Source organism: Burkholderia sp. FL-7-2-10-S1-D7 (assembly GCF_001524185.1).
Taxonomy (GTDB): Bacteria; Pseudomonadota; Gammaproteobacteria; order Burkholderiales; family Burkholderiaceae; genus Burkholderia; species Burkholderia diffusa.
This window is the reverse complement of record NZ_LOWY01000028.1, coordinates 143113-151278: the sequence shown is the minus strand read 5'-3', so window position 1 is coordinate 151278 and position 8166 is coordinate 143113. Positions and strand designations below refer to the sequence as shown.

The following is an 8166-nucleotide window of genomic DNA, read 5'->3' as shown; positions in this document are numbered from 1 at the left end:
AAGGACTCGAGCGCATCCAGGCGGATTTCCGCCGCGTGCTGACGGCCGCGAAGCCGGACGTCGAGCTGCCGTTCTGAGCCTGGGCCGCCGGCGCGACGAGGGTCGAAGGATCGTCGCGCCATCCCCGAAAAGCGGCGCACGCCGACGGCGTGCGGCCGCTTTTTGCCTGTGTGGTCCCCCGGGCGCGATAAAATCGCGTCTTTATGCCTGTCGCCGGCCGTCCGCCGGCGTTTTTTCAGCGTGCAAAAGATTCTGATCGTACGCGTGTCGTCGCTGGGCGACGTCGTGCACAACATGCCGGTCATCGCCGATATCCGGCGTCGCCACCCCGACGCGCAGATCGACTGGCTCGTCGAGGAGAGCTTCGTCGACCTCGTGCGGCTCGTCGACGGCGTGCGCGACGTGCTGCCGTTCTCGCTGCGCCGCTGGCGCAAGAAGCCGCTCTCGGGTGCGACGTGGCGCGAGATCCGCGCGTTTCGCAAACGCCTCGCGGCCGAGCAGTACGACCTCGTGATCGACTGCCAGGGGCTAATCAAGACGGCCTGGGTCGCGAGCTGGGCGCGCGGCCCGCTCGCGGGCCTCGGCAACCGCACCGACGGCGCGGGCTACGAATGGCCGGTGCGTTTCTTCTATCGCAAGCGCGTGCCGATCGCACCGCGCACGCACGTGGTCGAGCGTTCGCGCCAGCTGGTCGCGGCCGCGCTGGGCGACCCGGCGCCGACGCCGGCCGATCCGGTCGACTTCGGCCTCGATACGCGTGCGGCGGCGCTCGCGGTCGCGGCGCTCGGCCTGAACCTGCCGGTGCCGTACGTGGTGTTCGTCCATGCGACGTCGCGCGCCGACAAGCAGTGGCCGGACGCCGCCTGGATCGAGCTCGGCCAGGCGCTCGTGCGGCGCGGCGCGTCGCTCGTGCTGCCGTGGGGCAACGACGCGGAGCGCGCGACCAGCGAGCGGCTCGCGAAGGAGTTCGGCGCGGCGGCGATCGTGCCGCCGAAACTGTCGCTGCCGGCCGTCGTCGGCCTGATCGACGGCGCAGCCGCGACGGTCGGGGTTGATACAGGTCTGGTTCACATCGCGGCCGCGCTGAAGCGTCCGACGGTCGAACTGTACAATTTCGCGACGGCCTGGCGCACCGGTGGCTACTGGTCGCCGAACGTCGTCAACCTCGGCACGGCGGGGCAGCCGCCGTCGATCTCGCAGGTGAAGGCGGTGCTCGCGGGCTTCGGCCTGCTGTGATGCCCGTCATGCCTGCCCTGCCCGTCACGCACGCGAACCGATCATGAGCGAATCCCAGATCATCGAAGTCCCGTCCGCCGACTGGAGCGGACACAACCTGTCGGCGCCGCGCGAGCAACTGCTCGCCGCGGTCGAGGAAGGCAAGGTGCTGTATTTCCCGCACCTGCGCTTCGCGATCGAAGGCGGCGAGGAAGCGCTGCTCGATCCGGCGCTCGCCGATCCGAAACGCAAGAACATCAGCCTCGCGCCGAACGGCGGTGCGCTCGCCGGCGTGCTCGGCGACAGCGTCACGCAGTCGGCCGTGCGCGCGCTGGTCGCGCGCTTCCAGCAGCAGGCCGGCACGCTCGTCGACGGCCTCTTTCCCGAATATCGCGGCAAGCTGCGCGTCGCGCCGACGAGCCTGCGGCTGATGCAGGTCGAGACGCGCCAGACGTCGTGGCGCAAGGACGACAGCCGGCTGCACGTCGACGCATTCCCGTCGCGGCCGAACTACGGCGAGCGGATCTTGCGCGTGTTCACGAACGTGAACCCGGCCGGCCAGCCGCGCGTATGGCGCGTCGGCGAGCCGTTCGAGGACGTCGCGAAGCGCTTCCTGCCGAAGATCCGGCCGCAGTTCCCGGGTTCGGCGTGGCTGCTGAACCTGCTGCACGTGACGAAGTCGCCGCGCAGCGCGTACGACCACCTGATGCTGAACCTGCACGACAGCATGAAGGCCGATCTCGAGTACCAGAAGACCTGCCCGCAGCAGACGATGCCGTTTCCGCCGGGCAGCGTGTGGATATGTTTCTCCGATCAGACTTCGCACGCTGTGATGTCCGGCCAGTTCATGCTCGAGCAGACCTTCTTCCTGCCGGTCGACGCGATGGTGCGTCGCGAATGCGCGCCGCTCGGGATTCTCGAGCGCCTGCAGGGCAGGGCGCTGGTTTGAGCGCGCACCGCATCCTCCGCGGTGACGGAGTCCGCTCATGCTGAGGGCGATCTATCGCGCGCTGTGGTGGCTCGTTGCGCCGATCGCGGTCATCCGGCTCTACGTGCGCTCGCGCAAGGAGCGCCGCTATCGCGAGCACATCGGCGAGCGCTTCGGCTACGTCGCCGGCCGTTCACCGGACGATCGCGCGCCGCTGATCTGGGTGCATGCGGTGTCGGTCGGCGAGACGCGCGCCGCGCAGCCGCTGATCGACGCGCTGATGCGCGCGCGTCCCGACGCGCGCATCCTGCTCACGCACATGACGCCGAGCGGCCGCGCGACCGGCGAACAGATCTTCGGCGACCGCGTGCGGCGCTGCTACCTGCCGTACGACATGCCGGGCGCGGTGCGGCGCTTCCTGCGCGCATGGCGGCCGACGCTCGGCCTCGTGATGGAAACCGAGGTGTGGCCGACGCTGATCGACGAGTGCCGCCGCGCGGACGTGCCGCTCGTGCTGACCAACGCGCGGATGTCCGCGCGCTCGCATCGGCGCGCGGCGAAGTTCGGCGCGGCGACGCGCGACGTGTTCGGCGGTTTCTCGCGCGTGCTCGCGCAGAGCCCGGCCGACGCGGAGCGGCTGACGTCGCTCGGCGCGCGTAACGTGGCGGTGCTCGGCAACCTGAAGTTCGACATGACGACGCCGCCGGAGCTGGCGGCGCGCGGCCACGCATGGCGCGACGCGATCGGCACGCGGCCCGTGTGGGTGGCCGCCAGTACGCGCGAGAACGAAGAGGCGCTGGTGCTGCAGGCATTCGCGGCGATGAAGACGCCCGGTGCGCTGCTGATTCTCGTGCCGCGTCATCCGCAGCGTTTCGCCGAAGTCGAAGCGCTCGTCGTGCGCAACGGATTCAAGTGCGTGCGGCGTTCGGTGTGGGGCGCGGACGCGGCGGCGCTCGCGGCCGGCCGGCCCGCCGCGGCGGAACCGCTGCCGGCCGACGTGACGGTGCTGCTCGGCGATTCGATGGGTGAACTCGGCGCGTACTACGCGGCCAGCGACGTCGCGTTCATCGGCGGCAGCCTGCTGCCGCTCGGCGGGCAGAATCTCATCGAGGCGTGTGCGGTCGGCGTGCCGGTGCTGATCGGCCCGCACGTGTTCAACTTCACGCAGGCGACCGTCGATGCGGTCGCGGCCGGCGCGGCGATGCAGGTCGCGGATCCGCTCGATCTCGCGCATGTGCTCGACGCGCTGTTCGCCGATCACGCGCGCCGTATCGCGATGGGCGCGGCCGGTGCCGCGTTCGCGTCGCGTCATCGCGGCGCGACCGCGCGCTCGGTCGACGTGCTTTCGGCGTTGCTGCCGCCGGTCGAGCGCGGCAGCGGCGCGATGCCCGGCGCAACCGACGCGTCGGAAGCATCCGGCGACTGAGCGGGCGGTGCAAGGCCGCCCCGGGCAGGCGAGGCGGCAGCGGGCCGCCGCGCCGCCGCTCACACCGTCAACAATCCCTTCTTCTCGATGAACGCGACGACGTCCGCGAGGCCTTCGAGCGCCTTCAGGTTCGTCATCACGTAAGGCCGCTCGCCACGCATCTTCTTCGTGTCCGAGGCCATCACGTCGAGGTTCGCGCCGACGAGCGGCGCGAGATCGGTCTTGTTGATCACGAGCAGGTCGGATTTCGTGATGCCGGGGCCGCCCTTGCGCGGAATCTTTTCGCCGCCGGCGACGTCGATCACGTAGATCGTCAGGTCTGACAACTCGGGGCTGAACGTCGCCGCGAGATTGTCGCCGCCCGACTCGATGAACACGATGTCGGCGTCCGGAAAGCGCGACAGCATCCGGTCGACGGCCTCGAGGTTGATCGACGCATCCTCGCGGATCGCCGTGTGCGGGCAGCCGCCCGTCTCGACGCCCATGATGCGTTCCTCGGGCAGCGCGCCCGCGACCGTCAGCAGGCGCTGGTCTTCCTTCGTATAGATGTCGTTCGTGATCGCGACGAGGTCGTAGCGCTCGCGCATCGCCTTGCACAGCATTTCGAGCAGGGTGGTCTTGCCGGAGCCGACGGGGCCGCCGATGCCGACGCGCAGCGGCGGCAGTTTCTTCGTGCGGCGGGCAGAGGAGGGAGCGGATGCGTTCATGGTGTGGATCGGGTTCAGGAGCGGAACAACCGCGAGTACTGGGTTTCGTGCCGCGCGGACAGGATGCCGAGCTGCGGCGCGAACGTGTTGATGGCGTCGGGTGGCGTCGCGAGCGCGCGGCGTACGGCCGCGTCGATCGCGCCGCGCAGCGCGACGATGATGCGCTGGCCCGCGAGCTGGCCGAGCGGCACGGCTTTCAGCGCGGCCGCCGTCTGGTTCTCGACCCAGCCGAATGCGTACGCGGCGAGCGTCGCGTCGGCACCGGCGTCGTGCGCGGCGGCCGCGTAGGCGAACGCGGTCGGCAGTGCTATCGGCGACAGCGACGCGAGCGTCGCGCGGCGCGCGGCATCGCCCCATTCGAGCGACGCGCAAAGCTGCGCGAGCGACCAGCCCATCTGCTCGGTCTCGCGGCGCAATTCCGCCGATTCGCGGCTCGCCACGAACCATGCGTTTTCGCGGGCGAGCGCGTCGGCGTCGTGCGCCTGCCAGCGCGCGAGCTGGTGCGCGAGGAACGGCAGCTCGCCGAGCGCGAGCACGTCGGTCAGCCCGCTGGCGATCCAGTCGCGCGCGGTGTCGGCGTCGCGGATCAGGTTCGCGTCGAGCGCGGCTTCGAGCCCCTGCGAATAGCTGTACGCACCGATCGGCAGCGCGGGCGACGCGAGATGCAGCAGCGCGACGAGTTCAGTGGTGGTCATGACCGTGGTGGCCGTGCGCGCAGCCCGGACCATGCTGATGATCGTGATCGTGATCGTGATCGTGATCGTGATCGTGCGAGTGGCCGTGGTGTTCGCCGAATACCTGCTGCGCGAGCGCGTAATCCTCAGCGAATGTGGCATCGTGCCCATGCTTGTGGCCGCCGCCGTACGCACCGGCTTCCGGCTGGAACGGTGCGCTCGCTTCGTCGACCTGCGCGCCGAGCCGGCGCAGCATGTCGGCGAGCACCGGATCGGCTTCGAGCTTCAGATAGCCGTCGCCGATCTCGACCGGCGTGTGACGATTGCCGAGGTGATACGCAGCGCGCATCAGCGTGAGCGGATCGGCCGCGCGCACGAGCAGCACGGTCTCGGGCGCCGCGGCGATTCGCACGAGCGCGCCGTCGTCGGCGACGAGCACGTCGCCGTCGCGCAGGACGGTGCCGCGCGGCAGCAGGACCGCGACGTCCTCGCCCGTGTCGAGCGTCGCCGCGAGGCGGCTCTTGCAGCGGGCGTCATAGGCGAGCGTGAGCGTCGGCGCACGCGCGACGAGCGACGCGGCGAGCTTCACGTTCGGGGCAATGCGTTTGTCGAGGGTGCGCATGGAGCGAAAACCGGAAATCAGAACAGGAAATAGCGCTGCGCCATCGGCAGCACCGACGCCGGCTCGCAGGTGAGCAGTTGGCCGTCGGCGATCACGTCGTAGGTTTCGGGATCGACGCTGATCGACGGACGCCACGCGTTGTGGATCATGTCGGCCTTCGTCACGTTGCGGCAGTTGCGCACCGGCACGACGCGCTTCGCGAGTCCGTAGCGTTCGGCGATGCCGGCATCGGCGGCCATCTGCGACACGAAGGTCAGCGACGTGCGCGCGAGCGCGCCGCCACGCGTGGCGAACATCTCGCGGTAGTGGACCGGCTGCGGCGTCGGGATCGACGCGTTCGGGTCGCCCATCTGCGCGACCGCGATCATCCCGCCCTTCAGGATCATCGACGGCTTGATCCCGAAGAACGCCGGCTCCCACAGCACGAGGTCGGCCCACTTGCCGGGTTCGATCGAACCGACTTCATGCGCGATCCCGTGCGTGATCGCCGGGTTGATCGTGTATTTCGCGACGTAGCGCTTCGCGCGGAAGTTGTCGTTGCGTGCGTTGTCTTCCGGCAGCGCGCCGCGCTGCACCTTCATCTTGTGCGCGGTCTGCCAGGTGCGGATGATCACTTCGCCGACGCGGCCCATCGCCTGCGAATCGGACGACAGCATCGACAGCGCGCCGAGATCGTGCAGGATGTCCTCGGCCGCGATCGTCTCGCGGCGGATCCGCGATTCCGCGAACGCGAGATCCTCGGCGATCGACGGATCGAGGTGATGGCACACCATCAGCATGTCGAGATGCTCGTCGAGCGTGTTGATCGTGTACGGGCGCGTCGGGTTGGTCGACGACGGCAGCACGTTCGCCTCGCCGCACACCTTCAGGATGTCGGGCGCATGGCCGCCGCCCGCGCCTTCGGTGTGATACGTGTGGATCGTGCGGCCCTTGAACGCGGCGACCGTCGATTCGACGAAGCCGGCTTCGTTCAGCGTGTCGGTGTGGATCGCGACCTGCGTGTCGGTGTCGTCGGCGACCGACAGGCAGTTGTCGATCGCGGCGGGCGTCGTGCCCCAGTCCTCGTGCAGCTTCAGCCCGATCGCGCCGGCCGCGATCTGTTCGACGAGCGGCTGCGGCAGGCTCGCGTTGCCCTTGCCGAGAAAGCCGAGGTTGATCGGCCAGCCGTCGGCGGCCTGCAGCATCCGCTCCATGTGCCACGGGCCCGGCGTGCAGGTCGTCGCGTTGGTGCCGGTGGCCGGCCCCGTGCCGCCGCCGAGCATCGTCGTGACGCCCGACGCGAGTGCCTCGTCGATCTGCTGCGGGCTGATGAAGTGGATGTGCGTGTCGATGCCGCCGGCCGTCACGATCAGCCCTTCGCCGGCGATCACTTCGGTCGCCGCGCCAATGGCGATCGTCACGCCCGGCTGGATGTCCGGATTGCCGGCCTTGCCGATCGCCGCGATGCGGCCGTGCTTGATCGCGATGTCGGCCTTCACGATGCCCCAATGATCGAGGATCACCGCGTTCGTGATGATCGTGTCGGGCACGTCGGCGGCCACGCGCTGCGACTGGCCCATGCCGTCGCGGATCACCTTCCCGCCGCCGAATTTCACTTCCTCGCCGTAGGTCGTGAAGTCGCGTTCGATCTCGATCAGCAGTTCGGTATCGGCGAGCCGCACGCGGTCGCCCGTCGTCGGCCCGAACATTTCCGCGTATGCGCGGCGGCTCAAGCGTAATGTCATGTGCTGTTCCTGAAGAGCGGGGCGCGGCTTACAGCGGCCCCATCACCTTGCCCTGAAAACCGTAGACGGCGCGTTCGCCGGCCAGCTCGACCAGCTCGACGGTGCGCGTCTGGCCCGGCTCGAAGCGCACCGCGGTGCCGGCCGCGATGTTGAGCCGGAAGCCGCGCGCGGCCGCGCGGTCGAACGACAGCGCGTCGTTGACTTCGAAGAAGTGGTAATGCGAGCCGACCTGCACCGGGCGGTCGCCCGTGTTCGCGACGACGAGCGAGCGCGTCGCGCGGCCTGCGTTCAGTTCGTGCTCGCCGTCGTCGGTGAGGATTTCGCCGGGGATCATGCGTGCTACCTCGGTCACGGAATCGGGTGGTGGACGGTGACGAGCTTGGTGCCGTCGGGGAAGGTCGCCTCGACCTGGATGTCGGGGATCATCTCCGGCACGCCTTCCATCACGTCGTCGCGCGTGAGCAGCGTCGTGCCGTAGTGCATCACCTCGGCGACGGTCTTGCCGTCGCGCGCGGCTTCCATCAACGCGGCGGTGATGAACGCGACCGCTTCCGGGTAGTTGAGCTTCAGCCCGCGCGCGCGACGGCGCTCGGCCAGCAGCGCCGCCGTGAAGATCAGCAGCTTGTCCTTTTCTCGGGGAGTCAGTTTCATGAAGGCAGTCGTTCAGGAAAACGTAATTTTTATCGGTGCGCGGGGTTGCGGCTGGGGCGCGGGTCATCGTAGCACCGCGCCGTTTTTCGTGCGTCGTGTAGCCGTTATGTAAGCAGCAAGGCGCGTGCCATGCCGATGGAACGCGTCTCGATGCGCAATCGTGGTGCGCGATGCATGAATCGTGGGCAGGGTGGACGGTGTGATTGCGCCGAAACGGTG

Annotated in this window: 10 protein-coding genes; 3 read left to right on the top strand and 7 right to left on the bottom strand. The window is 69.2% G+C overall.

The window, feature by feature from the left end; translation table 11 throughout:
• Positions 1-305: hypothetical protein (locus WS75_RS34310; protein WP_218919269.1), on the bottom strand; the 305-nt coding region annotated here is incomplete at its 3' end.
• Here WS75_RS34310 and waaC point away from each other — a divergent pair.
• The 3 genes from waaC to waaA are packed head-to-tail and all read left to right on the top strand — an operon-like array spanning position 241 to position 3569.
• Positions 241-1236 carry a lipopolysaccharide heptosyltransferase I gene (gene waaC / locus WS75_RS13150; RefSeq protein ID WP_059605585.1) on the top strand — a complete coding sequence of 332 codons (996 nt, stop codon included), beginning with the start codon at positions 241-243 and terminating at the stop codon, positions 1234-1236. The two genes, WS75_RS34310 and waaC, sit on opposite strands and share 65 nt — an antisense overlap.
• Positions 1237-1279: 43 nt before the next feature.
• On the top strand, positions 1280-2164 hold the full coding sequence (locus WS75_RS13145) for a Kdo hydroxylase family protein (RefSeq protein ID WP_059680833.1): 885 nt from the start codon (positions 1280-1282) through the stop codon (positions 2162-2164).
• A 37-nt stretch (positions 2165-2201) separates the two neighbouring features.
• A complete protein-coding gene (gene waaA, locus WS75_RS13140; RefSeq protein WP_059680832.1) occupies positions 2202-3569 on the top strand; it encodes a lipid IV(A) 3-deoxy-D-manno-octulosonic acid transferase in 1368 nt (455 codons plus the stop codon).
• A gap of 59 nt (positions 3570-3628) precedes the next feature.
• On the opposite strand, the gene ureG is transcribed toward waaA, so the two are convergent.
• From ureG to ureA, 6 genes are read right to left on the bottom strand one after another with little or no spacing between them, the layout of a single operon-like run.
• Positions 3629-4276 (bottom strand): urease accessory protein UreG, encoded by a 648-nt coding sequence (gene ureG, locus WS75_RS13135; RefSeq protein WP_059680831.1) that lies wholly within the window; start codon positions 4274-4276, stop codon positions 3629-3631.
• 14 nt (positions 4277-4290) lie between these two features.
• Positions 4291-4971, bottom strand: a complete 681-nt coding sequence (locus WS75_RS13130; RefSeq protein WP_059680830.1) for an urease accessory protein UreF — start codon at positions 4969-4971, stop codon at positions 4291-4293.
• On the bottom strand, positions 4958-5572 hold the full coding sequence (gene ureE / locus WS75_RS13125) for an urease accessory protein UreE (protein ID WP_059680829.1): 615 nt from the start codon (positions 5570-5572) through the stop codon (positions 4958-4960). The genes WS75_RS13130 and ureE overlap by 14 nt, the downstream gene beginning before the upstream one ends.
• A gap of 17 nt (positions 5573-5589) precedes the next feature.
• Positions 5590-7296, bottom strand: a complete 1707-nt coding sequence (gene ureC / locus WS75_RS13120) for an urease subunit alpha (RefSeq protein WP_059680828.1) — start codon at positions 7294-7296, stop codon at positions 5590-5592.
• Positions 7297-7324: 28 nt separating this feature from the next.
• Positions 7325-7630 carry an urease subunit beta gene (locus WS75_RS13115; RefSeq protein WP_059455900.1) on the bottom strand — a complete coding sequence of 102 codons (306 nt, stop codon included), beginning with the start codon at positions 7628-7630 and terminating at the stop codon, positions 7325-7327.
• 14 nt (positions 7631-7644) lie between these two features.
• The gene (gene ureA / locus WS75_RS13110) at positions 7645-7947 is read right to left on the bottom strand and encodes an urease subunit gamma (protein WP_006048588.1); all 303 of its coding nucleotides are present in this window, start codon (positions 7945-7947) and stop codon (positions 7645-7647) included.
• Positions 7948-8166: the final 219 nt, after the last annotated feature.

What these genes read in the sequence shown, in the direction of transcription:
- WS75_RS13145 (WP_059680833.1), top strand. Translation starts at nt 1,280, where the DNA reads ATGAGCGAATCCCAGATCATCGAAGTCCCGTCCGCCGACTGGAGCGGA.
- waaA (WP_059680832.1), top strand. Translation starts at nt 2,202, where the DNA reads ATGCTGAGGGCGATCTATCGCGCGCTGTGGTGGCTCGTTGCGCCGATC.
- ureG (WP_059680831.1), bottom strand. Translation starts at nt 4,276, where the DNA reads ATGAACGCATCCGCTCCCTCCTCTGCCCGCCGCACGAAGAAACTGCCG.
- WS75_RS13130 (WP_059680830.1), bottom strand. Translation starts at nt 4,971, where the DNA reads ATGACCACCACTGAACTCGTCGCGCTGCTGCATCTCGCGTCGCCCGCG.
- ureE (WP_059680829.1), bottom strand. Translation starts at nt 5,572, where the DNA reads ATGCGCACCCTCGACAAACGCATTGCCCCGAACGTGAAGCTCGCCGCG.
- ureC (WP_059680828.1), bottom strand. Translation starts at nt 7,296, where the DNA reads ATGACATTACGCTTGAGCCGCCGCGCATACGCGGAAATGTTCGGGCCG.
- WS75_RS13115 (WP_059455900.1), bottom strand. Translation starts at nt 7,630, where the DNA reads ATGATCCCCGGCGAAATCCTCACCGACGACGGCGAGCACGAACTGAAC.
- ureA (WP_006048588.1), bottom strand. Translation starts at nt 7,947, where the DNA reads ATGAAACTGACTCCCCGAGAAAAGGACAAGCTGCTGATCTTCACGGCG.